The sequence below is a fragment of the Actinacidiphila acididurans genome (genome assembly GCF_016918855.1).
Classification (GTDB): domain Bacteria; phylum Actinomycetota; class Actinomycetes; order Streptomycetales; family Streptomycetaceae; genus Actinacidiphila; species Actinacidiphila acididurans.
Genome location: NZ_JADKYB010000010.1, coordinates 50,093 through 74,333 on the forward strand (window position 1 = coordinate 50,093; position 24,241 = coordinate 74,333).

Consider the following 24,241-nt stretch of genomic DNA (forward strand, 5'->3'; position numbering starts at 1 on the left):
TCCGGGACGGACATCCGGGACTGAGGTCGCAGGGCAAGATCCACTGCGCGGACCGCATCGGAGGCCAGTAACGCCTCCAGCGCGGGCGGGCCGCCACGGCGGCGCGGGAGGTCACGTCGAGCCGGCTTTGAGGTCAGCTCATACCCCCGGGTTGTGGCGAGAGAGGTCACTGGAGGGCGCCGCCGGGCTCCAGCACGGCGACCGCCGAAGGAGCCCCAGGTCGTCGCGACCGGAGGGCCCTTCGTCGGTGCTGTGACGCCCCGGTGGCGTCGGCGGCTGCGCACTGGCGGTTCCGGCTGGTCCACCTGCGCCTCCGGCGGCGTTCCAGGAACCGGATGATGGCCAGCCAGAGGTCGCGCTTGTGCTCGGAGTCCTGGGGGACCACGGCCTGGACGAAGAGGATCGTGCCAGGCGTCACGATCGCGAGCACCACGGCGATGGCGACCACCCACCACGGGGCGCCCACGAAGGGGTGCCGTTAACCTCGCGCTTTCGCGACTGCGGGTGTCCGATGCTTGATCAAATAAGCGAGGAGCGCATCTGACCTGGGACGATGGGACTTGTCCAGGGTCCATGTCGTCGTCAGGGAAGCTGCACTCCTCAGGTGAAGAAGAGTACCGGGTCGTACCCGCGTGTCCGGGTCGAGGGCGGTGGCCGGGGAGTGGTTTCCCAGGCTGGGGCCGTGCTGCTGGCGGAGACGGTCCGCAAGACCGGGCTGGACAGTGCGATATCAGCGGCGTTGGCGCCGTGGCGAAAGCAGCGGTCGGTGCACGGTCCGGGCAAGATCCTGCTCGATGTGGGGCTCGCGGTGGCGTTGGGCGGGGACTGCCTGTCCGATGTCGCCATGCTGCGGGCCGAGCCGGCGGTGTTCGGGCCGGTGGCCTCCGACCCGACCGTCTCCCGCCTGGTCGACACGCTTGCCGGCAGTGGGAAGCGCGCGCTGGCCGCGATCCGCCAGGCTCGCGCCCACGTCCGTGAACATGTCTGGGCGTTGGCCGGGGACACCGCCCCCGAGCAGGGCGGACAGGTGATCGTGGACCTGGACGGGGTGCTGGTGATCGCGCACTCGGACAAGCAGGACGCCGCGGCGACCTGGAAGCGGACGTTCGGCCACCATCCGATCATGGGGTTCGTCGACCACGGGGCGGGCGGCGCCGGTGAGCCGGTGGCGGGCCTGCTGCGAGCGGGGAACGCGGGCAGCAACACCGCCGCCGACCACATCACCGCCACCCAAATGGCCTTGGCTCAGCTCCCGAAGAGGTTCCGGCGCGGGCGGGCCACCCTGGTCCGCACCGATTCCGGCGGCGGCACCCACGACTTCGTCAACTGGCTGACGGCGCGGGGCCGGCGGCTGTCGTACTCGGTCGGCATGACCATCACCGACGCCATCCACGCTGCTGTGCTCCAGGCCCCGGACTCGGCCTGGACCCCGGCCGTCGAGCCCGGCGGCGAGGTCCGCGACGGCGCCTGGGTGGCCGAGATCGGCGGGGACTGCCTGAAGGGGTGGCCGAAGGGGATGCGGCTGATCGTCCGCAAGGAGCGCCCGCACCCCGGCGCCCAGCTCCGCTTCACCGACGCCGACGGCATGCGCTTGACCTGCTTCGCCACCAACACTCCCGGCGAGGCGATCGCCGGGCTCGAATTGCGCCACCGCCAGCGCGCCCGCTGCGAGGACCGCATCCGAGACGCCCGCTCCACCGGCCTGCGCAACCTCCCGCCCCACGGCTTCGCACAGAACCAGATCTGGCTGGAGATCGTCCAACTCGCTCTGGACCTGCTGGCCTGGATGCCGATGCTCGCCCTGACCGGCAAGACCCGCCGCTGGGAACCCAAGAAGCTTCGCTTCCGCCTGTTCTCAGCCGCCGCACAACTCGTCACCACCGGCCGCCGCCGCTACCTCCGCCTCGCGGCGCACTGGCCCTGGACCCACGTGATCACCGCAGCGGCCGACCGGCTCCACGCCCTGCCGAATCCCGGCTGACCAGCGCCCTCGAGTCCCCGCGGACAGCATCACCCCACCGGAGCAGTGGAACCCGGCGCCTACCCGACCCGACAGCCGGGCCACCACCATTCTCACAACCAGCCCACAACAGAGAAACGGCCCGCCCAAGAAACCGACGAACCGTCATGCAAGATCGCGGTTAACGAGCGACGAACCAGCTAACAAGTAACCCTCCAGTAGTCTTCGGACCGAAGGACGCACGTATTCGCATCGGATGCGGTCAGCGTCAGCAGGAACATCGATGCAGCGGCTATCCGTGAGATTGATCTGGCCGCTGGTTACGGGATCTGCTTGCTCAAGCGGTCCTTCTCGGTGCTGCGCAGCGAGCTGTTCGTTGGTACGAAGGATCGCGGTATCGCCACCGACGATCCTGGCTGCCTTGCGTAGGTTGCACAGCAGATGGGTGAGCTGGACGTTGGCACGGGTGTGATGGCCGTGCTTCGACAAGGGAACGATGTGGTCCAGACTGGCGCTCCAGGGGTTGGGCCACTGCGCGGCCGGTTCAACCGGGTCGCGGCAGATCTGGCATGTCCAGCCGTCGCGTTCGAATATCTCCTTGGTGCTGAACCTCTCGACGACGGTCATCGCTAGGCGTGCGCGTCGACGCTGGGAACTAGCGCGGCCGTGTTCCCTCACGCGCTCCCGGTTGGCGCTCGCCCATCGACGTGTGTTGAACCGCTGTAGGCAGTGACGGCCTGGACAGAAGCGGGCGCGGATGGACGAGCTCTCGGGTATTGGCTCGTTGCACTCCGGGCAACGTCGGTTCTTGATCAGGGCGTGGTAGTCAGTACGAGAAAGGTGGAGACGGGCGGCGCTGCGGGACTCGTCGTTGCAGCCGTCCGAGCAGAAGATCGCGTTCGCTGCGCGCTCCGCAGCGATGGCACCCCCGCACCACACGCAGTCTTCGAGAGGCTCGGTGAGACCGTGCCCGGTGCGGCACCTGTAGCCGCAGAACCGAGCGTCGGCCTTGAGGGATTCGGGGAGAGACCCACCGCAGCCCTCGCAGGTGCGTCCTTTGCGGCGCTGGCGGCGTTCCTGCTTTTCTCGTTCCACACGTCGGGCCGTTGATGGAGCGCGACGGGAACCTACTCTGTTCGCGCAGGTCTTCGAGCAGTAGACCTGATCTGTCCTGCGGGGGAAGAACATGTTGCGGCAGTCGCCGGCGACGCACTCGCGCGACTCCTTGCTCGACGCGCGCTCCTCGCGCCGACGGAGCCAGTAGCAGTCCTTGTTGCAGTAGCGGGCGTCAGAGCGTTTGCCTGTGGGGAGCGGGTTGCCGCATCCCTCACAGGGCCCTGTGCCCGGTTCGCCGTCGCGTTCGATTGTGTTGCCAGAGCGGATCACCAAGGCACTCTACGGCGCGCTTCTGACAGGAGCTCAGAGCTTCGGAATCCCAGCGGCGATCTCGGGGCAAGATGGCTCCGGCTGACGGTCAGAAGACCGGATCGCCGGTCTCCGGCTGCACTTTACGCGGGCTGGGGAGACCGCTGGCCTGGAGGGCGGCGAAGTCGGCGTGCGCCGCCTTGACCGCTTCGGGGTACGCCTCACGCTTGGCGTGCTCGGCGAGTGCCCGGTAGACGCTCGCGACGGAAGGGTTCTGTCCCTTGCGCTTGCCAGTGGGGATGATCAGATCGGGCTGGATCTGCTCGACGGACTCGCCGCCCGCGCGGCGCCGCAGCACGGTGTGCAGCATGTCGTCGGCGATGACGGGTGGCCGGCCGCCGTGCTTGCCCTTGCGGGCCGCGATGTCGAGTCCCTCCAGCGTGGACTCGCGGATGTTCTCCCGCTCGGTCTCCGCCATCGCGGCGAAGAACGCGAACAGCAGCCGGCCGGGGCCGGTGGGGTCGTAGATGCCAGGCAGGGGACCGGCGAGCATCTCCAGGACCAGGCCGTGCGCGGTGAGATGGTCGGCAAGCGCAGTGAGTTCGGCGGCGTCCCGGCCGAGGCGCTTCATCTCGTAGACCGTGATGATGACCCGGCAGTGCGGGGCGTGGGCCTTGATCTCCCGGGCGGTGCGCAGCGCTTCCTCGAACTGGGGGCGGACCCGCACCCGGGTGCTGATCTTCTCGGCGAAGACCTTGTCGCGGGGGACGCCGTGCGCGGTGAGCGCATCCAGTTGGGAGTCGAGTTCCTGACCGAAGGTGGAGCAGCGGGCGTAGCCGATGCGGATGTCGGCGCTCGGGGTGTCCTCGACGGCCGGGGCCGGGGGAGGGGTGCCGGGCCGCCACGGCTGGCCCGGTCCCCGGTCGGCCGGGGTGGGCACGCGCAGCAGCTTCGCCAGTCGGGCCACCTTCGTGAAGCGGCCGGTGTGGTAGGCGCCGGCGACTGCGCCGCCGCGGGAGCGGCACGGCGAGCCGGGCTGGACGCCACAGCGCGGGCAGGGGTGGCGCTCGATGTCGTCGGCGTCCGCCGGCGGGAGGTCGTGAGGGTCCGTCATACCCGGGATCTTCGCACAATGCAGTTCTCAAAAGGGGTTCCGACCCGTCCCTGCGTGAGAACGTGTTCTGAGAGCCGATCCCGGTTCAGTGCGGTTCCGGCGGCCCGTTTCCGATCTTGCTCCGGCAAAGGATCGATTGTGAGAGATGAGCGAAGAGGTCGGCGTCGCCAGATCTGACGTTCAGATTCGCAAAATCAGATCTACTTGACAGATCCTGTCAGTCAGATCCAATATTTAGATCTGATTGGTACTCGGCGTGGGCGCCCATGTGGGATGGGAGAGGTATGAGCAAGCAGGCTTTGGCGACGATCCAGATCGCAGGCGCGCTGTGTGTGCAGCGGGGGACCCGCATGCTTCAGGCGTTCGCCGACGCCTTCACGGTGTCGGAGCACCAAGAGGTCGACATCTTCGACCCGGACACCAGCGAGGGTTACCAGCGGGCGCCTGTCACCGCCCGAGTGCGCAAGGCCGCCCGCTACTACGACGAGAAGAAGGGGCGAATGCCGAACCCCCTGCTCGTCAACATCCGCAAGATCGACATGGACGAAGAGCGAGTGGTTGTCGTTGTGGACGACGATCAGGAGGGATACGAGAACGCTGTACTCGAAGGCGGCAACTGGATCGGCACCGGCCGCATCGAGTTCACCAACGACGTGTCGCTGTGGATCTACGACGGCCAGCACCGGGCGGGCGGCCTGAACCAGCTGCTCAGTGAGCAGGAAGCCTTCGAGGACTTCCCCGTTCCGATCAGTCTCACCTTGGGGCTCGACCCGGGAGAGGAGATGCGGGAGTTCTACGAGGTGAACACCAACGCGGCCAGCGTCAAGACCGACCTTGCCTGGCAGCTTCTGACCAAGATGGCAGAGGAAGACCCGGAGCTTCGGGAGATGCTCGCGGCCGAGGACCGGGACTGGATCACCCGCGCCTACGCAGTTGTTGACGAGCTGGAAAAGCTGACCGGCCCCTGGCAGGGGCGCTTCCAGGAGGCCAACCGTCGCAAGACCAGGGGTGACGGTGTAACGATTCCCAAACCACAGTTCGCCCGGTCCCTGAAGCCGGTGCTCGATATGCCGTCGTTCAAGCGTGCCGAAGCCTCGATCGTGGCAGCCGTCCTCAACGCCTACTGGTCTGGGATCAAGCAGGTCATGCCCGAGCCCTTCGACGAAGCTCAGGACTTCGTCCTCCAGAAGGGCAGCGGGGCCGTCGCACTCCACCGAGTGCTGCCGCAGGTGATCGAAGTGGTCCGCAGCAACGGAGGGGGGCTCGGCCAGCCCTCCGAGTACGCCAAGGTCATGAAGGATCTGCCCACCCTTGAGGGCGAGTCCGTTGACAACGACGGCCAGCTGTCGACCCGCTCTGGCGCCGACTTCTGGAGGGTGGGCTCGGTCGCTTCCGGATTCAGCGGGGACGCCGGCAGGCGGCGGCTGAGCCTGCTCATCCAGAGCCGTCTGCCTTCGCCCGCGGAGACCATTCAGCTCTGATGCCTGGTGCGGCGGCGCGATGTGTGCAGCCGCCGCGACGTCGCCCGCAGGGCCTGGACGCCCCGGACTGCGGCTGAGCCTCGATCATCCTGATCGTCGGCTCGCCCAACGCCATCCAGCAGGAAGAACCGAAGCCCCGGCCGCCCCGAGCCGCTCCAACGGTATGGGGAGAACCGGGGCAACTCCATGCGATACACGTTAGAGAGGTTTTATGACTACCAGCGAGACGCACTCTTTCCCCTCACCGGCAGACCTCGCCCGTCAATCGACGCCATCGTCCGGGGCACGGCCTCCCCGTGTATCGGGCCTGTCTGGCAACGCGCTCTTCGAGTACGCGCACATGGGGTACGTGAGATCGGGAGCCAGTCTCCGCGACGGCATCGGTGACCCCGACATCTTCGACCGGTTGGCCGACATGGCAGAGCCCGAGAACTGGGATGGGCGGGAGGGGGAGCCGCCGGGCGGCAACCGCATCCTGCGTAACTACATCCGGTGGACTTTCGAGCGTGCACACCAGCAGGGCAAAATCTCGACAAGCGCCGATGGCTCCTATTCCGCTTTCAACACGGGACTGGCGACTCATCGGCAGGAGACGATCTACGGGCTCTTCCGGCGCAACGACCGTCCCGACAGCCAGCCATGGGCCTTCGTCGACTGGCGCTTGGAGAGCAAGCGTGACTTCATGGAACACTTTCCGCCCTCCCTGCGCCCCGGTTTCGTGACGTACACCGAGAGCCCGGCGGACTACATCTACGACTGGCGTCGGGAACTCGTCGTGAGTGTGGACCACATCCTCGACGACCAGGGAAACCTTGCCCGGTTCCCCACATCTCTCCAGAGCAGTCCCCACCTTGCGCGCATGGCCTTGAAGGGGGCCATCGACGGAGCGGAGGGGCGGGTCCTCCGCAACTACAAGGCGGCAGTCCCCACGTGGTACCCGGCGCAGGACACGGTCCAGCTCCTGCTCCCGCTCTCCCTCCTCGACGCCGGCGTGGTGGACCTTGCCCTGGTGGTCTCCCGGCAAGGGGAGTTTTACCGGGGCCACACCGTCCTCACCACTGCGATGGCATACAACAACGCCCGGTTGCTTGCGCGCCCCGACAGCGACTGGCTGCAACCCGCTGCCGACGATGAGGTGCAGTGACCGGTCTTGGCTCATTGTCGGGGAAGGTCACTGGTGGGCGGGGGGGACTGTCGCGTCCCCGGCCGCCCCGGCCAGCGCCGCCGACCGCGCTTCTACCAGGCCCGTCCGAAGTGCCAGGGCGCTTCACCGATACCCGCGCCCCCGTATGGCGTCGCCTCTACTGTCCAGCCCGGATACCGGGTACGGGAGTGACGGAAGGGGCTGTGCAGTGGGGCGGGATCTGGGTCTGGACGGGGTGGTGGACCACTTCACTCTGAACGGTGACGAGTCGGGCTGGTTACGGAACAAAACCGGCGCCACGAGGCTGGGCTTCGCCGTTCAGCTTAAGTTCTTGACCTGGCGCGGCCGGTTTCCCCGGATGCGCCTGGAGCTGCCGCCCGACGCGGTCGAGCCCGTCGCCAAGCAGGTCGGCGTCGCCGCGTCCGAGCTGGCCTTCTACGACTTCACCTCCCGCGCGGCCAAGCGGCACCGCAGCGAGCTGCGGGATCTGATCGGCTGGCACGAGTGCGCCAAGACCGACCTGGTCAAGCTCGTCTCGCACCTGGTGGACGTGATCTGGCACGACGAGCGGCGCGAGGAGCAGGTGCGGGCCGAGCTGCTGCGGCAGATGCGCGCGGAGATGATCGAGCCGCCGACCGCGGCCCAGGTCGACACGGTCATCCGCTCCGCGCTGCACCAGGCCGACGAGCGCGCCGTCGCCGAGGCCGCCGGCCGCCTGGCGCGGGCGGGGGCTGGGGCTGGACCGCGGCGACGCGGAGATCGCGGACAACGCGGACCGGATAAGCGGGCTCGTCGATGCCAGCCCTGCTGCCGAGTTGCTCGAGGAAACCGGCATCGGCCCCGTTACGGCTGCCACGGTTCTGGTCGCCTGGTCCCATTCAGGGCGGATCCGCAATGAGCCGCGTTCGCCGCCCTCGCTGGAGTGAGTCCACTTCCTGCCTCCTCGGGCAACACCACCCGCCACCGACTCAACCGAGGCGGCGACAGGCGCCTCAATCGTGCCCCGAACGTCATCGCCATGGTCCGTATGGTGCACCACCCCCAAACCCGCGCCTACGCCGAAAGACGACGCACTGAGGGCAAAACGGACCGCGAGATCCGCCGCTGTCTCAAGCGTTACCTCGCCTGACGCTTCTACCGACACCTCAACAACGCCGCAACGGCTACCGCGGGGCTTGACGAGATATAGAAGCTTCTGTGAACCTCAACTCGGTTCGAATTGCTCTAAAGTCGCAGGACGCTGCCGGTGATCATCTCGCCAATGCCGATCCCACGCATCGAGCGGATGTCCCAGCCGTCTTCCACACAGTTGAGCCCGGTGTCCACACCGTAAGACTGCGGACCCCGACTGCCACGCTGCCGTACAAGATCGCGTTACGAGCTCCATGGGGGACGCATCACCCCTTACTAAATTCGCGGGCCCCGATTTTAACTATGAACCCTCTATGGTCACGTCGATTTTCAACAACCTGAGAACGGCGAGTAGTTGGTCCGCTGGGGTGCCATCCTCTCCTCGGACCACAATCGTCGCCTTCACGCGCCCGGACGGCGTGGTCACCTCGGTTACGCGGGAATCGATCAGCGGGCCTTCCCTCAGCGCCTGCTGTACGCGGATGGACAGGTCCGATGCCTCCGCTGCCGGTTCGGGCACGACTGCCTGATTCGGCCCGGAATCCTCGCGTAGGACGGGGTCACCACCGTCGAGGACACGCTCGACGGAGTTCTCCGCCCACCCCACCAGCCGGGCGTAGGCGAGGACGGTGGGCGTGACCTTGACAATGGCGCCCCGCTCGATGTTGCGGAGGGCGCCGCGCTTCACGCCGATCCGCCCCGCGACGTCCTGCTGTTCCATGCCGTGCTCGGACCGTGCCGCTTTCAGCGTCTCGCCGAGGCGGGCCCAGTTCCTGTCCATGGGCCTCATCATGCCCCACACCCCTGCAACATCAGGGGCGCACGAACAGCGCGGATGGGCGCATTCGTTGCAGGGAGGGTGCCAGGGGTACGCCCATCGACCGAGTGCGGCCACTCGGGTGAATGCGCAGAAACTGAACGCAGAAGTACCCGAAATCCCCCTGATTACGCGCAGTCTACGTACAGTTACCGAGCATGACACTGAACGGAACGGCGATTCGAGCGTTGCGGCACGGTCAGCGTCTGAGCCTGCGGCGCCTGGCCCGGCTCGCGCAGACGTCACCGAGCCAGCTCTCGCGCATCGAGCGGGGGCGCGCCGGCGCCGGAGATGACCTGACCCTCCGGTTGGCCGAGGCACTGGCCGTCCCGGTGGTCGACATCACCCGAGGAGAAGTTGTGGCCATGAAGGAGAGGCGGCCGGTGGACGCCGCCAAGGACTCGCGACCTCATGAAGGAGTGAGGGAGCAGCGGCCCGCGTCGGCCGCGACGGAGACCGGCAGTCGCGCCGTGCCGTATCCGGGCACGCCGGAGGGTTCGTTCTTCCACTACACCCCCGAGGAGGCGGCCACGTTCCTGCCCTGGTCGGCTCTCCAGCTCAAACGTAAGGCGTACGCCAGGGAGGTCCCGTTCAACGGCGGAGGCGCCCGGGTGACCTTCACCGGTCGAAATATCTGCGAGATCAGCGAGATGACAGCCGTGCGCCCGCTGGCGGAGACCGTCCAGGCCCGCAGCGCGTAAGCGACCGCACCGGCGGACGACACCGGGGGACGACGGGCCCCAGCCCGGCCTTGATCGCCGTCCCCGGCGCCCCGGAACCTCAACCACTAGGCGAACTGAGGCACCGTGAATCAGAACTGTAGCCCCGAACACGACCCGAGCACCTGCCGCGTGTGCAGCGCGATGCGCCACCCGTCGCAGCAGCAAGTCCGCCGGGCCCTGTCCGCGATCCCGCGGCAGAGCCGCGTCGGCCAGCGTCAGGGCGGGAGTGGCTGCTGATGCCGCGCCACACCCTCATCAACCACAGAGCGGCCGCTGCTGCCGCGAAAGACAACCCTGGCGTGTTCGTGGAGACCTACCCCAGCCGTGAGGTGGTCAGGAACACGGCTTTGCGTATCCCCCCTGGCGAGCGGGCCCCGGCCTGCCTGCCCGCCGCGGCGTACGAAGCGTACGCCGCGCAGCATAAGGACGGCGACACAGTCGTGCGGGCGCGGTATGTGCACGGGATGCCGGAGTTGGAGCCGCGCCCGCACACCAGGACGTACCAGGTGTGCGACCGGGGCAGCGGCCGGGAGTACGAAGGGGCGCGCATCACCCGCAAGGGCCACGTTCGGGGGCAGCGCCGGTGACGTGGCTCGACGGGCTCTTGGTGGGCTTTGACCTGGAGACGACCGGGATCGACCCCGAGCAGGCGCGGATCGTGACGGCCGCCGTCTGCCGGTTCGGCGGGGGCCAGCCGCCGAGGGTTCGGACGTGGGTCGCCGACCCCGGGGCGGAGATCCCGCCGCAGGCGACCGCGATCCACGGCTACTCGACGGAGTCGGCCCGCACGACAGGCCGCCGGCCGGCGGAGGTCGTGGCCGAGGTCGTGGAGCAGTTGGTCGCCACGCGCGTGGCCGGGTGGCCGCTGGTGGTGATGAACGCCCCGTACGACTTGACGCTGTTGGAGGCCGAGGCGGCCCGGCACGGGGTGCCGGGCCTGCACGCGGTGCGGCCTCCGCGCGTGCTGGACAAGCACGTCGACTGCTATCGGCTCGGCCGCAGGCGGCTGGAAGACCTCTGCCGCCGCTACGGAGTGGCGCACGGCGGCGCGCACGAGGCGGGCGCGGACGCGGTCGCGGCGTGCGCAGTCACGACGGCGATCGGCAGCGCGCACTCGGAGTTGGCGGCGCTGGAGCTGGACGAACTGCACGAGCGGCAAGTGCGGTGGGCGGTCGGCCAGCAGGAGGGCCTGCGCGAGCGCTTCGCGAAGACGCCGGGCAAGACGCACCGGGCCGCTGGGGTGCGCACGGAGTGGCCGCTGATCCCACCGATGCGGCCGAGTCTCGACGGGCTGGCGCGGTAATCGACCGTCTGCGGGCCGTGGCCGTCCGGGTTCTGCCGGGCCGCCCGGCCCCGGGCAGCCCGCCCGCTCGGTGCCCTGTGGTCCTGGTGCCCGGCCGAGCAGTTCTGAACGCCGCACGTGGCCGACGGGCAGGGACGCCGCCGTCTGTCCTACAAAACGAGTACGACAACCGAGGAGTGGGCTCATGGATGAGCCGTTCGGGCCGGAATACGTCCGGCCGAAGCAGAAGGACTGCCCGCACTGCGGCTGCTGTACCGAGGACTTGTGCAAGCGGGGCCGGAGCCGGATCGTGCAGTGCGCAGGCCTGACGCCCGACCGCTTCCGTGACACCGTCTCGGGTTGCCCGTGCTCGGCGGAAACGACCAGGCACACCGCGGCATGGCAGGCGGCGCGGGTCCGCGTCACCCGGCTCGCGCGGGAGCGGCCTCTGACGGCCGAGGCGGAGGTGCTGCTTCGGTCCCTGTGGGGCGTTGGGCTGGCCGAAGATGTGGAGGATCCGGGCGGACCGCTTCCACAGCTGAAGGTCCGTGGACTGGTCCGGGCCGGCGATTCCCGGCGGCTGGAGATCACCGAGCGGGGCCGTACGTACCTGGCCGCCCGCGATGAAGTGCGAGCCGCTACCGCCGTGTGGGTGAGGTGCGTGGACACGAGCGCGCGGACCGTGCTGGTCGAGGTCTCGCCGTGGGAGCCAGGTGAGCCGGTGACCGTGTTCCTCGATCAAGTCGTGGACGACACGGGCCTGCCCGCCGACAAGCTGACGGGCCGCTGGCAGTCGGGCGAGGCGAACCGCCACGCCGAGTCCGCCGATGCCCTGGTGCTGAACGGGTTCCGCAATTCGGCGTTGTTGCCCGCCGGCTGGACGGGCGAGAACGGCGGTGAAGACGAGTGATGCTTCCTCGGCAGCGGTTCGGGCCCGAGCTGGCGCCAGACGACGAAGCGGTGCTGACGATGGTCGTGCTCGGCCTTCCGGCGCTGCAAGGCAGCAAGTCTTACGAGGGCGGCGGCCGCATGGTCGAGTCGTCGGCGGCCGTGAAGCCGTGGCGGGAGGCGGTGGTGTGGGCGGCTCGGCAGGCGATCATTCGTAGGCGGGGGTGGAGTGCGCTGGCCGGTCCGCGCGAAACATCGATGGTGTTCTCCCTAACCCGGCCCAAAGGGCCCATCGGCACGGGCCGGAACGCGGGCCTGCTGCAGCCCTCGGCTCCGCCCCGCCTGGACTTCACACCGCACCTCAGCAAGCTGGCGCGCAGCACGGAGGATGCGCTGACGACGGCCGGCGCCTACCGCGATGACGCGCTGCTGGTGGGCTACCGGCGGCTGGAGAAGCGGTACGCCACCGACCCCGGCCGGGTGCCGGATGTGCTGGAGTTGCAGGGTGCCGTGATCCGGCTGTACCGGGCGGCAGTGGCCTCGCCGGGCGGTGATAGGCCGTGACGGGCGCGGAGATCGCGGCGGCCCTCGACGCTGCCGGCGTGTCCCTGGTCGACGGCCAGGCGCCGCACCTGGCCCAGCCGCAGCCGGCGGCCAGTGCCGATCCGTGACGGGTTCTGTTCGATGAACGGGCTGTCGCCATCACCGGCGGCGACCTGCACTGGACTGGGGCGACGAGCACGCGCGGCACGCCGGTGGTGGCACACGCGAGCCAGGTCGCAACCGCGTATCGGCTGGCGTTCGGGTGGCACCACGGCCGGAAGCCTCAGCAACGTGCGCCCGACGTGCGGCTACCCGGGGTGCGTGCAGGGTGGACATCTTGCGGACCGGCCGCTGCGGCGCAACGAGGTGGCGCCGTGACGCTGCCGGGCGCGACGTGGAACCGCGGCGTTGACCTGATCGCGGTCCAGCGCGCCATGACGCGGCAGTGGCCGTGCCCGGAGCTGACCGCAGAGGAGCAGCGGTACGCCGGGCGGAGCAGACGGCCGCGGGCTGGTCCACGCAGAAGAACGACGACCGGCTGAGCGTCGCGGACCGCAGGGTGACCCGCCGGCGGGGAGGCAGGTCGTGATCCGACTGCCCCTGCTCGTCCTTGAAGTCGCGGTGATCAACACGGCCTGGACGTTGGCCTGGACGTGGCTGCCAGTGCTGCTGGCCGGGGTACCCGCCATCGCCGGATGGCGTTGGGTGGGCGGCGGCCGGCGGGCCCGGCGCATCAGGTGGCCGGACATGTCCGGGACGGTCCGGATGCACCCGGGACAAGACGCCGAACCTGCGTCCGGACACGCCGACAAGCAGGACGGAGGGGGGCTTTGACCAGCACGGACCTGTCCGGATGTGTCCGGCGGGGCCGGTCCGGACGTGTCCGGACACTACGAAGCAAGGAGCTGATCATGCCGCGACCCGGCCGTTATGCCCCGGACACCCTCCCCCGCGCCCGAACCTGGAAAGACGACGCCGCCTGCGCCGGGGTCGAGACCGCCGTGTTCTTCCCGACCGGGAAGAACGGGTGTCGACCGAGTCCGAAGCCCAGTACGCCAAGACGTTCTGCGACGCCTGCCCAGTACGGGCCACGTGCCTGTCGCACGCCCTGACGCACCGCGAGGACTACGGCGTGTGGGGCGGCCTGGAGAAGAACAAGCGGGCCGGCCTGATCCGCCAGGCCCGCCTGGCGGCCGAGCGGCAGCGCCGCCGCGCCAGGGAGCGCGAGCGGGCCGCCGGCGCGGTGGCGTAGCCCCGCCCCGTGCACGCGGACGGGCCCTCTGCCCGGCCGTCCAGGACACCAACGAACGAAGGACAGCAGCACCATGATCAGCGAACTGAACGGCCACGTGCAGCCCCAGAAGCGGCGCCCGAGGCGCAGGGGCGAGGAACGAGAGCTGCTGCGCGCGCAACTAAAGAAGGGCTACGCGCGGCCCGCGTCGATCCGGAACCTAGCCGCCGAGCACGACCTGTCGTACGGGTTGACGCGCGTCCTGCTGCTGGAGGCGGGCGTCGAGCTGCGCACCCGCAAGCACAAGCCCTCACCGGCCGGAGTGACCGACGCCCACTGACCCCGCTGTGCCTGCCGCTGCCACGACGGGCGGGCGCGGCCGGGGCGCGCACGAGGGAAACGTATGCCCAGACGCACACGGTGCTGGCGCTGCCAGCGCGAGGTGCTGTGGACGGTCACCGAGACCGGAAGGCGGCTGGCGGTGGACCCGCAGCCCTCGCAGGAGGGCAACACTGCGGTGTTCCGGGACGGCGCGGGCACGTACCGCTCCCGTCGTCCGACCGAGGAGCTTCCGGCCGCACCGTGGGAGCGGATGTACGTCCCGCACGTCGCCACCTGCCCGAAGCACGCCGAGGAAGCGCCGGCGACGCCGCCGGTGCTGCCACCGGGTGTCGCGGACTTCACCGCCTACCGACGCAAGGCCAAAGGCCGATGAGCTCACCGCTGGACAGCAACCGAGAAGAGATGCCGTGAGCAACGACCAGGAGCAGCCCCCGGGGTGCTTGACCGGTTGCCCGCCGCACGAGTTCGGCAACGCCCTGGCCTGGAAGTGGACGCGCGAGATGCCGCCGACGCTTAAGGGCGGGTTCCTGACGCTTCTGTACGCGATGCGGGCGATGGCCGCCGCGTCCGGTGAACTGCGGTTCTCCGGCGACGGCAGGCCGATCCGCATCCAGGACATCGCCAAGGCCGCCGGCTGCCGGGAGAAGGACGCCCGGCGCTACCTGGAGGCCGCGGTCCTCTCCGGTGTCGTGGCGGTCATCGGCGAGCGGCGGCGAGGCAAGCCGACGCTGTACGCACTGGTCCTCGGGCCGGTACAGCACTGGGAGGCGGGGGCCGCGCATCTGCGGGCGACCAGGCGGACCCGCAAGGCTCCCGAGCCCGTGGAGAGTTCGGGCCACAGCGGCCCGAACTTCGAGGTGGAGGTTCGGGCCACGGCGGCCCGAACCGAGGAGGGCTGGGTTCAGGCCACGGCGGCCCTAACTGACGCCGATGAAGTTCGGGCCACAGCGGCCCGTATGGGTTCGGGCCACGGCGGCCCGATTGGTTCGGGCCGCCGTGGCCCGAATAACCCAGGAAGTAACCAGGAACTACCCCAAGAAGTGGCTGAGGTAGTACCCCAACCACAGGAGCGCGCGGGCGCGCGAGCCGACGATCAGTCCCCCGAGCACGACGGGCCGGCCGGGACCGCTGCGCGGCCCGGCGGCGGCGACCCCGCGCAGACGCGGCGGTTCTGTGCCTGCGGCCAGCGGCTGCTGAGAGCGGACCGGAACCAGTGTGGCGGATGCCTCCGTAAAACGGCCCAGAAGCCGGTACAAGGTGCTTTCCTACTGCCCCTGACCGGAGGAGCCCGCCGAGATCCTCCGAAGGCTCATTGGAACGCTCAGTGGCCACTTGAGGACCCTGCGGCACCGGCCCGGGTGTGCGCCTGCGGACGCGAGTACCGGCTGACCGGCTCCGACTGCTGCCCGGCCTGTGTGCATGCCGCGCAACAGCAGGACCTCGGTCTGGCGGTGGGCCGGTGAACCCGGACTTCCTGCCGGCCCTGCACCGGCCGTTGCGCGCCCTGGGCGCCTACGCGGAGCGGCACGAGGTGAACGACCAGGCGCTGGCGGAGATCTGCGCCGAAGTCGACCGGGCCCGGCAGCTCGTCGCCCAAGCCCGCGGCGCCCGGTGGGCCAACGCGTGCACCGGCCATCCCGGCGGGCCGGTCGACCCGACCACGCCGAAGGGCTGCCTGCTGTGCGGCACGCAGGAACGGCGCCCGGGCCGCCCGCTGCCGAACGACTTCGCACCCAGCGAAGTCCTGCGGTTCCTCCACGCCCTCGGGCAGGACGCCGGCACCCGCCGCTACGGCGCACAGGCCGTCACCCGAGCCCTGGTCACCGCCCACCGCCGCCTCTCGACCCCGCGGCCCGCTGTGCCGGCCGGCCACACAACGACACCGAAGGAGCGAAGTGATGCTCAGCACGCCCGATGAAGTGCGTGGATTCCTGCGCATGTGCCTCGATCCCGGCCTCGGCCGGGATCGGCGCACCCCCACCGAACTCACCGTGGTCATGCCGGACTGGCTGCTGGGCCACCTCGCCGAGCACGCTCCGCACCTGGCGGCCCTGCACGCCGACGTCACAGTCGCCGAGGAGCTGGCCGCCGAAGCCCGCGTCTCCTACGCCGAAGCGCTCCTGGCATGGATCACCGAGCTGCCGACACAGCGCGCCATGGCCGCCGCCTCACCCGATTTCCCGACAACCTTCGACCAGCGAGACGGAGACTGACGTGCCCAAGACCCGATGGCAGACCAATCACCAGTACCGGGCCATGGCCGAACGTCTGCACCACCTGGGGCTGCTCACGCCGCCCGCCCAGCCCGGCCCCACTTTCGACTGCGGCGGCCCCGGCTGCGACGCCACCGCCTCGACGGACACGGCTCTGGCCGAGTGGAGCCACCCGGCCAGCGGGCCCTGGTTGTGTGCGGCCTGCACGGAAAAGCACTGGTCACCTGGAGCACGGGCCCGGCTTAGCGGTCTCCGCCGGAGACTGGGCCCTGGTCGCCTCGGGTGCTTTCCTCTTGGGCCGATCGCTTGAGATCGGTCCGTTCCCCCTGGCGTAGCGTCCGGCCACCGAAGAAGGCCAGCACTGCTGCCCAGTCCCACAGGCGTAGGCGACCGCGCTCGTACACCGGGCGCGGGAAGTCGTCGGTGGCCGCGAGCTGCCGAATCCGCGGCGCCTCCACGCGCTTGATGCCTGCCGCTTCGAGCCGGTCCGGCATCTCGGGAATCGACACCAACTCGGGTTGCTCCTCCCTGGTCGCGCTCCCTTGGGGGGAATCGGACATAGCGACACCCTTCCGACTTATTTGCGTCAATGCAAATAAGTCGTTAGCCTTCAAGTACCAGCAAAACCCCGGGCTTAGTGGTCGCACACGAAGTCCGGGGTCGCTGGAAACGGAGGTGCCCGGTGGTCGCACGCCGGGCACCTCCTCAACCTCGGCCGTGGTCGCACACGGACCGGGACACGTCAGACCTGCTACCGACAGGAGCCGACGCAGTGCCCCACTGTACTGATCACACCTGCGCGGACACCGAGAACGACGTCGTCCGCGTCCTGCTCGCCGTCGCCGAGCACTTCACCCAGATCTTGCCCACCGAGGTCCTGGACACCGAAATGCTGCTCGTCATCATCAGCGCCGAGGCGTACGACGCCTGTGGGCGCAGCGTCGGCCGCCGGACCGTCGAACTGTCGCGGGCTGCTCAGGCCGCCGCGCCCCAGGTGGCCGTCGGCATCACCCGCGGTGAGTACGCGCTGGGGCTGCGCCGCGAGTTCGCCCCGGCTGGCCGTGAGTGGACCGACGACGACAACCGGCCGGTCATCCCGCGCATCCCCCATCCCCGCCGTGAGCAGCCCGGCGCTCCCCAGCAGAACGGTGCTGCCCGATGAGCGAGGAAGGCGCCGCCGAACTGCACCGCGGCGCCGCCCAGGACTACCGGGACGGGGCCGCCCAGCGCGCCCCCGCCGCAGTCCGGACAGCCGACGCCACCACCCGCAGCCACGCCCGCGAGGCGACCCAGGCGAACGGGGCTGGCTCTGATATGGCCGAGATCACCCCTGTCGCGAAGGACGCGAACGCCACGGTCGAGGAGTTGCAAGCGCGCGCAAGGGCCGACTACGAACAGCAGCGCGCGCTCGAAGCCGCCCGCGGCAAGCTCCAGGCCCAGGGAGACGACTGACGTGGGCGCTCTCGACTGGTTTCCCGGCAACGACCGCAAGCTCGCCGCCGACTGCGTGGGACCTGAGTCCGCCAGTGGGGAGGCCCCGCGCTGGCTGTGCGAACGGCACCGCAGCCATGGCATCCCGAAGGCCGCAGCAGCAGGCCAGGCCCCGGAATCCGCGGTGCCCGCGTCCGAGGCCGCCGCGGATTCCGAGGCCGCTGAGGCGGCTGGCGGCACACCGGCCGGGCCTGCTGCTTTCGAGTAGCGTGCCCGGCCTTCACCTGTATCGCCACCACAGAAAGGCAGCGACCATGGGCCAAGGCCCGCAGGAAACCCGCGTTCCGGGCGTGCGCTACCGCAAGGTGGCCCGCACCCGCGAGGTGACCACCGTCCTTGACGGGAAGCCCTCGACGCGAGAAGTGCCGTACGAGGCGTGGGAGCCGGTGCCGCCCCGGGAGTGGGACGAGCTGATCCTGCGTGGCGTCACGGTGCTCGCGATCACCGTGACGGTCATCGCCGTCGCCGGCACTACCGCCGGCGTCGGCGGACTGCTGTCTCGCATGGTCCCCGCCCCGGTCGCCTACGCCATGGGCGCCGTCTTCACGTCAGCGTGGATGGCCTGTCTTGGCATCGAGTGGCTGAACCGGCTCAACCCCGAGCGGGCGAAGCTGGCACGGGTCGGCGGCTGGCTTGCCCTGGGCGTGAGCATGGGCGCGGTCGTTGCCTACGGCGTCACACTGGGGCAGCCAGTCGCTGGCGGTGTCGGCGCGTGCATCGACCTGCTGTCGAAGGGCTTGTGGGCGTTGCTTGTCGGCTATCACGCGGTGCCGCTGGACGACGGTGTCGCCCACTGGGTCACCGAGCGGGAGCAGGAGCTGGCCGGCCGGGAGCTGCTGGGCCGCAGGCTGCTGCGCCTCAACCGGCGCGCGGCCTTCTACCGGGCCGTGGGCGGCTGGGAGTTCGATGCCGTAACCGCGATCCTCGACAGCGCCGAGCAGCAGCGCAGCCTCGCCGGCACGGACAGCCCGGACAGCCTGGACACGGCCAACTCGGAGCCCGTCCGGACGGTGTCCGCGCAGGCCAGCACCCCAGCGCCCCCGATTGTCCCGCCTGTGTCCGGACCTGTCCCCGGCCCGTCCGGCGAAATCGTCCCGGACAGCGCAGACACGCCCGGACGCGAGGCCGGACAGGCGGCGTCGCCGACCTCGCTGCCCATCGCGGCGACGGTCCGCGATGTCCTGCAAGCCGAACCCGGCATCTCCAACGCCGAGCTGACCGAGCGCGTCGCGGCTGTCCACGGCCACCAGAAGAACCTGGCCGAGACGGTGCGCCGCACGCGCACACGCATCGAGAAACCGAAGAAGAGGAACGCCTCGTGACGCTCGCAGCGGCGGCCGCTCTGGCAGTCGCCATCTGGTCTTTCAGGCATCGGCGCGGCGGCCGGGCGGGAGCCTCGGCCGCCGCCCGCGCCCACCAGGCCCGGCGCTCCCCTGCTGCGGCTCGCCTCGCTCCTCGGCATCGCCCCCAGCCCGCGCCCGGCAGGGCCGCCGATACCAGGGTTCTCCTCGTCGGCTGCGGCGTCGCGATCGTCACCGTCATCGCCAGGGTGCGCGTGGACATCGCCCGAATCCGGACCGAGGCCGGGCAGAAGCAGGCCGTCTGAGTCGCCGACTCAGGACTCGTCGCCGCTGTGCTCCTTCCACCACCTGTATGGCACTTTCTAGCGCCGTTTCGACGCGTCTGGTGGCCTTCTTTCGGTTGCTTCAAGCCGGAGAAGTACCAAGGTATCTTCGATACATGATCAACAGCGGCGCCATGGGCGGGAGGTGAATCCACTGGCATGGGTGACGACGCTCGGACCCGACATGGCGCAGATCGAGTACCGCCTTTCAGAGCAGTGCGGCTGCGACATGGACCACCGGCACGCCGCGCTCGAAGAGGCCACCGGCCCCGACGCGCAAGTCGACTACCGGCTCGGTGAGTCCCGCGATCTGGAATGGATCGGCCGGGGCCTGCCGGACGTCGGACTGACCCCCGGCGGCCACGTCGACCCGGACGCGGCCCGCGCCCTGATGGACGGCCGCGACCCCCGGACCGGTGAGCAGTTGGTCGCGCCGAAGATGGCCGTCGACCCCCGCGCGAAGCTGTCCGCCACCGAGCTGGTGGCCGCCGTCACCGCCGCTGCCGACGCCCGCGGGCAGTCCCCCGCCGAGCTGCTCGCCAACGACCGGCTCGCCAAGCGCTTCGCCCGACTGGAGCGCGGACTGCGCCGCGACGGCGAGGCCCACCGGCTGCCGGTCAGCGACGCCGAGGCGATCGCCATTGCGGCCGGCGTGGACATCACCGCGGTGTACGGGGCGGCGGACTTGGCGGAGGCCCGCAGGTTCCGGAACCGCCGGGTGCGGGTCGGCAACAGGGGCTTCGACCTGACGCTGGACCTCAGCAAGTCGTACTCCACGCTGGTCGCACTCGCCGGGGAGGACGCCGCCGAGGAACTCCGGGCCACCTTCCTGGAGGCGGCCCGCGAGACCGTGGCCGCGGTGGAGGACTGGGCGGCGTACGCGATGACCGGTCACCACGGCGACGGCCAGGCCGCCGACCGGCTGCGGACGTCGGGGGCGCTGGGCTGGATGACCGTCCACTACAGCGCCCGCCCGGTGGATGGCGTCCCCGGCGACCCGCACCTGCACGTCCACGTGTCGCTGGCGCACCTGGTGCACGCCGAGGACGGCAAGTGGCGCACCCTCGGGGCGGGCGGCCGCGATCTGCACCGGCACGCCCACGCCGCCGACGCGCTGGTGAAGGCGAGGCTGCGGGCCCTGACCGCCGAGCGGTTCGGGATGCGGTGGGAGCGCCACCCCGAGACCGGGGCGTGGGAGGTCGTCGCCATTGATGAGGACCTGCGCAGGGCGTTCAGCCGCCGGGCCGGGCAGATCACCGCGGCGGCCGCCGAGGGCGCCACCACCGTCGAGCAGAAGCTGCTGGCCGCCCAGCTCGCCGAGGCCAAGGACGTCGTGACCGAGCAGGCCGACGTCCGCGCGTCGTGGCGCGAGCGGGCAGAGCAGATCGTTGGCGACGTCGATGCGATGGTGGCGGCCGCGATGCCAGGCCCGCAGCCGGGCAGCGGCGCCGGGATCGGCCCCGGCGGGCCGCTGGTGCCGCCGCCGACGGACATCGCCGCGTACATCTGGCGCCAGGACGGCGGGCTCACCGAGCACCGGAAGGCCGTCAGCCGCGCCGACGTGCTGGCCGCGGTGATCGACGCCTGCCCATACGGCCTGCCGGACGCGGCGGCCGCCGAGGCGCTGACCGACGCCGTGCTCGCCGTGCCGGGCCACGCGGTCGCGCTGCCGCCGCAGGGCGCGGTCCACATGTCCAACAGCCGCCGGTACACACACGTCAGCGTGCTGGCCGCGGAGCAGGTCATCGAGGAGACCGCGGCGGCCCGGCTCGCCGAGGGCGCCGGACAGGTCACCCCGGCGGCCGCCGACCTCGCTGTGTCGGTCTTCGAGGCGACCCGGTCGTCCGGCGACCGGCCCTTCCGCCTGTCCGCCGAGCAGCGCGCGGTGGTGCACCGGCTGCTGACCGCCGGTCACGGCCTGGACGTCGTCGTCGGCGTCGCCGGGGCAGGGAAGACGACGCTCTTGTCGGCAGCCCGCACGGGGTGGGAGGCCGCGGGCCTGCGGGTGGCCGGCGCGTCCACCGCGGCGGTCGCGGCCGCGGGCCTGCGCGCCGGGTCCGGCATCCCCTCTTACACCGTCGCGGCGTGGCTGCATGACCTGGACACTGGCGGCCGCCGCCTTGCCGTGACCGACGTCCTGGTGCTGGACGAGGCCGCCATGGTGGACGACCGGGCGCTGGCCCGGCTGCTCACCGCGGCGAACACCGCCGGCACGAAGGTGGTCGGCGTCGGCGACTGGATGCAGCTCCGCGCCATCGGCATCGGCGGAGGCTTCCGCCGCGCTCACGAGCTGGTCGACGGGGTGCAGCTCACCGAGAACCGCAGGCAGACCGACGCGGTGGAGCGGGCCGCGCTCCAGACGTGGCGGGACGGCGCCCGCCGCACCGCGCTGGCCGCGCTCGCCGAGCACGGCCGCATCCACGCCGTGCGCACCGCAGACCAGGCGTACGAAGCGATGCTGGCCACCTGGTGGGAGCTGCGGGACCAGGCCGGCCCCGACGCGCACGACCAGGTCGAGGGCCTGGTGGTGCTGGCCGCCCGCAACGAGGACGTGGACCTGCTCAACCGCGGCGCCCGCGCGCTGCGGCAGCAGGCCGGAGAACTGACCGGCGGCCGCGCCTTCGCGTTGGCCGGCGGGGAGCGGCTGCACCTGGCGGTCGGCGACCTGGTGCGCGCCCGCAAGAACGACTACCGCGGCCGCCGCGGAACCGGCGAGGTGGACGTCCTCAACGGCTACCGCGGCGTGGTCGTGGGAGTCGGCCCGGAGGGCGCCCGGGTGCAGTGGCGCCGCGAAGTCGAGGGCGGAACCGTAGTCGAGGACGCGGTACTGACCACGGACCAGATCGCGGCCGGGGCGCTCAGCCACGGCTACGCCATGACGATCGCCGCAGCGCAGGGCCTGACCGCAGACCACGCCCTGGTCTACGGGGTGGGCGCCGACGCCTACAGCCTCTACCCGGCGATCTCCCGCGCCCGGCAGGACACGCACCTGTGGCTGCCCGCCGACGTCGTGGAGGACCAGGCCACCCGCATCCGGCTCGGCGAGGCCCGCACCGAGACCGAGCTGCTGCACCGCGCGGTCGCCGCGTACGCCGCGAGCCTGGAGGACGACCAGCCGGACGGGATGGTCGGCGACCAGCTCGCCGCCGGCGACGGCGCCGTCCACCGCGAGCCGCCGCCTGCCGTGCGCGAGCCCGGCCCGGCCGCGCCGGCCTCGGCCCCCGGGATCGAGCCCGTACACGAGTACGCGAGCGCGAGTACCACCCCCGCCGCCGAGCCCGAGCCAAAGTTCCCGGACTGGCGGAACCGCCCGTACGGCGCGGTGCCCGCCGTACACCTGGACCGCCAGCTCGCCGACGCGGTCGGCCGCGCGGAGGACGCCCGCCGCCAAGCCAAGGAGATCGAACGGCGCGCCGCCGCCCGGGAAACGGAACTCGCAGCCACTCCAACGCCGGGCCAGGCACGGGCCGCCGCTGCGGCCGCTGTGCTGGAGACCGCCGACCGGCTCGCGGTCACCGCAGCGGAGCAGTCGGCCCGCGCCGAGCAGCAGACCGCGGCCGCCGCCCGCGCCCGCGGGGTGTGGGAGGAGGTCGCCCGCAGCTTGAACAAGGGCCGGCTGGCGCTGCGGCTGGCCGGCACCAGCCGCCGGGAGACCGAGCAGATCGTCGCGCAGCACCAGCAGCAGGAGCGCGAGGCAGTGGCGGCCGCGCACAGCGCCGACGCCAAGGCCCGCACCGCGACCCGGCAGGCGTGGGAGACCGCGACGCCGGTCGGCGACATGGCCGGAGTGGACACCCGCACCGCCGCGCCGCGGACGGCTGCCGACCTCCAGGCGAAGCTGCGGGAGCTGCGCGAGCAACTCCCGACAGTCGCCAGCCGGGTGGACGCCGCGGCCGCCGACGACGCCCGCTACCTGCGCCAGCAGGCCGGGGGCCGCCTGCAGCGCGCCGAGCAGCACACCGCGGCCGCCGCGGGAATCCAGGCCGAGCAGCAGCTACGCGCGGCCATCGGGCAGCTGGCGCCATGGCTGAACGCTGCGGAGTCCCAGGCCCGCACCCAGGCGGCCCGACTCGCCGCCCCGCCGGCGCAGCCGCGGCCGGAGCCGCAGCAGCCCCGCTACGAGCCGCCGTCCGCCGGACGGTCGGTGCCCGGTCCGGGACGCTGACCGGCGGCCGCCTGCCGCTCCAGGTGCCGCCGCACCTTCACGGCCAACTGGTGGTCCTCCCCCAGCGCGTGCTGGAGCATCATCAGGACCTCGCCACCGAGCACCTGGGAGCGCTCGGGGTCGGCGACGACGCTCCAGGCGTAAACCGCCCGCTCCGCCGACCGTGTGATGAACTCGCTGCCCGCGGGCCACAGCCGCGCTTGCAGGCCGATGGTGTGCAGGTACCAGCGCACCGCGGTCTCGGCCTGCCGGGTCTCCATGGCCAGCCACCCGCGTATCTCCCGGATGCTGATGGTGTGGGAATGGACCTCGCCGAACCGGCCGGTGATCTCCTGGTCCAGCTTCTGTGCCTCCACCCCGGCCGCCGCCAGGCCCGCGGCGTCGGCCTTGTTCTCGATCGCGCGGAACACGGCCGCGACCCGGGCCGCGTACTCCGGCGGCGGCCCGGCCAATGGGTCCACCGCGGCCTCGGCGTCCGGCCGGACAGCCGGTTGAGGCTCCGCCGGTGCGACCGCCGGCGGCTCGGTCGGCACAGCCTCCAGCGCCGCGCGGGGCGCTTTCGGAGGCTCGGGAGGAATCTCGGGAGGCACGGGCGCGGGCGTCACCGACGCATTTTGGACTTGGGCCGCCGCGGCGTTCTGTTCGCCGCTGTCCCAAAAGCCCGGAGCCACCGTGCCCCAAGGGCCCATCAGTTGATCCACTTCGCTACTCATGATCACCTCTTGGTT

The 24,241-nt window shown here is 70.9% G+C and carries 27 protein-coding genes and 2 pseudogenes; 23 read left to right on the forward strand and 6 right to left on the reverse strand.

The annotated features are described in order from the left end of the window. Positions 1-166 precede the first annotated feature (166 nt). Positions 167-466, reverse strand: coding sequence for a hypothetical protein (locus ITX44_RS41190; RefSeq protein WP_236061105.1), 300 nt, complete (start codon positions 464-466; stop codon positions 167-169). A gap of 138 nt (positions 467-604) precedes the next feature. Here ITX44_RS41190 and ITX44_RS19570 point away from each other — a divergent pair, with 138 nt between their 5' ends. Then, positions 605-1,981 carry an IS1380 family transposase gene (locus ITX44_RS19570; protein ID WP_205358589.1) on the forward strand — a complete coding sequence of 459 codons (1,377 nt, stop codon included), beginning with the start codon at positions 605-607 and terminating at the stop codon, positions 1,979-1,981. A gap of 144 nt (positions 1,982-2,125) precedes the next feature. Here ITX44_RS19570 and ITX44_RS19575 read toward each other — a convergent pair whose 3' ends face one another. Then, a complete protein-coding gene (locus ITX44_RS19575; RefSeq protein ID WP_205358590.1) occupies positions 2,126-2,587 on the reverse strand; it encodes an HNH endonuclease in 462 nt (153 codons plus the stop codon). A gap of 847 nt (positions 2,588-3,434) precedes the next feature. Next, positions 3,435-4,439: a recombinase family protein gene (locus ITX44_RS19580; protein ID WP_205358591.1), complete on the reverse strand. Its 1,005-nt coding sequence runs from the start codon at positions 4,437-4,439 to the stop codon at positions 3,435-3,437. 284 nt (positions 4,440-4,723) lie between these two features. Between ITX44_RS19580 and ITX44_RS19585 the strand changes: the two genes are divergently transcribed. The 4 genes and pseudogenes from ITX44_RS19585 to ITX44_RS41200 all read left to right on the forward strand — a co-directional run. Continuing rightward, positions 4,724-5,920 carry a DGQHR domain-containing protein gene (locus tag ITX44_RS19585; RefSeq protein ID WP_205358592.1) on the forward strand — a complete coding sequence of 399 codons (1,197 nt, stop codon included), beginning with the start codon at positions 4,724-4,726 and terminating at the stop codon, positions 5,918-5,920. A gap of 211 nt (positions 5,921-6,131) precedes the next feature. Continuing rightward, complete coding sequence (locus ITX44_RS19590; RefSeq protein ID WP_205358593.1) at positions 6,132-7,064, forward strand: DUF3825 domain-containing protein; 933 nt, start codon at positions 6,132-6,134, stop codon at positions 7,062-7,064. Between the two features lie 145 nt (positions 7,065-7,209). Beyond that, positions 7,210-7,719: pseudogene (locus tag ITX44_RS41195) on the forward strand (DUF4158 domain-containing protein); the annotation flags it as partial. 55 nt (positions 7,720-7,774) lie between these two features. Beyond that, positions 7,775-8,193, forward strand: a pseudogene (locus ITX44_RS41200) (transposase); the annotation flags it as partial. A 303-nt stretch (positions 8,194-8,496) separates the two neighbouring features. Here the strand turns inward: ITX44_RS41200 and ITX44_RS19605 are convergent. Beyond that, positions 8,497-8,976, reverse strand: coding sequence for a helix-turn-helix transcriptional regulator (locus ITX44_RS19605; protein ID WP_205358596.1), 480 nt, complete (start codon positions 8,974-8,976; stop codon positions 8,497-8,499). Between the two features lie 194 nt (positions 8,977-9,170). On the opposite strand from ITX44_RS19605, the gene ITX44_RS19610 reads away from it, so the two are divergent. The 12 genes from ITX44_RS19610 to ITX44_RS19665 all read left to right on the forward strand — a co-directional run bounded on the left by ITX44_RS19610 (position 9,171) and on the right by ITX44_RS19665 (position 16,233). Beyond that, the gene (locus ITX44_RS19610; protein WP_205358597.1) at positions 9,171-9,713 is read left to right on the forward strand and encodes a helix-turn-helix domain-containing protein; all 543 of its coding nucleotides are present in this window, start codon (positions 9,171-9,173) and stop codon (positions 9,711-9,713) included. A 257-nt stretch (positions 9,714-9,970) separates the two neighbouring features. Continuing rightward, a complete protein-coding gene (locus ITX44_RS19615) occupies positions 9,971-10,321 on the forward strand; it encodes a hypothetical protein (protein ID WP_205358598.1) in 351 nt (116 codons plus the stop codon). Continuing rightward, the gene (locus ITX44_RS19620; protein WP_205358599.1) at positions 10,318-11,037 is read left to right on the forward strand and encodes an exonuclease domain-containing protein; all 720 of its coding nucleotides are present in this window, start codon (positions 10,318-10,320) and stop codon (positions 11,035-11,037) included. The genes ITX44_RS19615 and ITX44_RS19620 overlap by 4 nt, the downstream gene beginning before the upstream one ends. 184 nt (positions 11,038-11,221) lie before the next feature. Beyond that, on the forward strand, positions 11,222-11,926 hold the full coding sequence (locus tag ITX44_RS19625) for a hypothetical protein (protein ID WP_205358600.1): 705 nt from the start codon (positions 11,222-11,224) through the stop codon (positions 11,924-11,926). A gap of 59 nt (positions 11,927-11,985) precedes the next feature. Continuing rightward, complete coding sequence (locus tag ITX44_RS19630; RefSeq protein WP_372440951.1) at positions 11,986-12,468, forward strand: RusA family crossover junction endodeoxyribonuclease; 483 nt, start codon at positions 11,986-11,988, stop codon at positions 12,466-12,468. Between the two features lie 564 nt (positions 12,469-13,032). After that, the gene (locus ITX44_RS19635; protein WP_205358602.1) at positions 13,033-13,281 is read left to right on the forward strand and encodes a hypothetical protein; all 249 of its coding nucleotides are present in this window, start codon (positions 13,033-13,035) and stop codon (positions 13,279-13,281) included. Positions 13,282-13,474: 193 nt separating this feature from the next. Then, on the forward strand, positions 13,475-13,699 hold the full coding sequence (locus ITX44_RS42680; protein WP_307795375.1) for a WhiB family transcriptional regulator: 225 nt from the start codon (positions 13,475-13,477) through the stop codon (positions 13,697-13,699). 73 nt (positions 13,700-13,772) lie between these two features. Further along, entirely contained in the window at positions 13,773-14,018 is a 246-nt protein-coding gene (locus tag ITX44_RS19645) for a helix-turn-helix domain-containing protein (RefSeq protein WP_205358784.1), read from the forward strand. A 63-nt stretch (positions 14,019-14,081) separates the two neighbouring features. Beyond that, positions 14,082-14,393: a hypothetical protein gene (locus ITX44_RS19650; protein ID WP_205358603.1), complete on the forward strand. Its 312-nt coding sequence runs from the start codon at positions 14,082-14,084 to the stop codon at positions 14,391-14,393. A gap of 34 nt (positions 14,394-14,427) precedes the next feature. Next, positions 14,428-15,483: a hypothetical protein gene (locus ITX44_RS19655; RefSeq protein WP_205358604.1), complete on the forward strand. Its 1,056-nt coding sequence runs from the start codon at positions 14,428-14,430 to the stop codon at positions 15,481-15,483. Next, entirely contained in the window at positions 15,480-15,938 is a 459-nt protein-coding gene (locus ITX44_RS19660; protein WP_205358605.1) for a hypothetical protein, read from the forward strand. Before ITX44_RS19655 ends, ITX44_RS19660 begins: the two co-directional genes overlap by 4 nt. After that, a complete protein-coding gene (locus ITX44_RS19665) occupies positions 15,919-16,233 on the forward strand; it encodes a hypothetical protein (protein ID WP_205358606.1) in 315 nt (104 codons plus the stop codon). The genes ITX44_RS19660 and ITX44_RS19665 overlap by 20 nt, the downstream gene beginning before the upstream one ends. A 242-nt stretch (positions 16,234-16,475) precedes the next feature. Here ITX44_RS19665 and ITX44_RS19670 read toward each other — a convergent pair whose 3' ends face one another. Then, a complete protein-coding gene (locus ITX44_RS19670) occupies positions 16,476-16,742 on the reverse strand; it encodes a hypothetical protein (protein WP_205358607.1) in 267 nt (88 codons plus the stop codon). A gap of 263 nt (positions 16,743-17,005) precedes the next feature. On the opposite strand from ITX44_RS19670, the gene ITX44_RS19675 reads away from it, so the two are divergent. The 6 genes from ITX44_RS19675 (at position 17,006) to mobF (ending at position 23,513) form a co-directional block, all read left to right on the forward strand. Further along, the gene (locus tag ITX44_RS19675; protein ID WP_205358608.1) at positions 17,006-17,395 is read left to right on the forward strand and encodes a hypothetical protein; all 390 of its coding nucleotides are present in this window, start codon (positions 17,006-17,008) and stop codon (positions 17,393-17,395) included. Then, entirely contained in the window at positions 17,392-17,685 is a 294-nt protein-coding gene (locus ITX44_RS19680; protein WP_205358609.1) for a hypothetical protein, read from the forward strand. Before ITX44_RS19675 ends, ITX44_RS19680 begins: the two co-directional genes overlap by 4 nt. Before the next feature lies 1 nt (position 17,686). Next, positions 17,687-17,932, forward strand: coding sequence for a hypothetical protein (locus tag ITX44_RS19685; RefSeq protein WP_205358610.1), 246 nt, complete (start codon positions 17,687-17,689; stop codon positions 17,930-17,932). 46 nt (positions 17,933-17,978) lie between these two features. Further along, positions 17,979-19,046, forward strand: coding sequence for a hypothetical protein (locus ITX44_RS19690; RefSeq protein ID WP_205358611.1), 1,068 nt, complete (start codon positions 17,979-17,981; stop codon positions 19,044-19,046). Beyond that, entirely contained in the window at positions 19,043-19,330 is a 288-nt protein-coding gene (locus tag ITX44_RS19695) for a hypothetical protein (RefSeq protein WP_205358612.1), read from the forward strand. Before ITX44_RS19690 ends, ITX44_RS19695 begins: the two co-directional genes overlap by 4 nt. Before the next feature lie 181 nt (positions 19,331-19,511). Beyond that, positions 19,512-23,513 carry a MobF family relaxase gene (gene mobF, locus ITX44_RS42255; protein WP_205358613.1) on the forward strand — a complete coding sequence of 1,334 codons (4,002 nt, stop codon included), beginning with the start codon at positions 19,512-19,514 and terminating at the stop codon, positions 23,511-23,513. Here the strand turns inward: mobF and ITX44_RS19705 are convergent. Then, positions 23,465-24,046: a hypothetical protein gene (locus ITX44_RS19705; RefSeq protein ID WP_205358614.1), complete on the reverse strand. Its 582-nt coding sequence runs from the start codon at positions 24,044-24,046 to the stop codon at positions 23,465-23,467. The genes mobF and ITX44_RS19705 overlap by 49 nt on opposite strands. Positions 24,047-24,241: the final 195 nt, after the last annotated feature.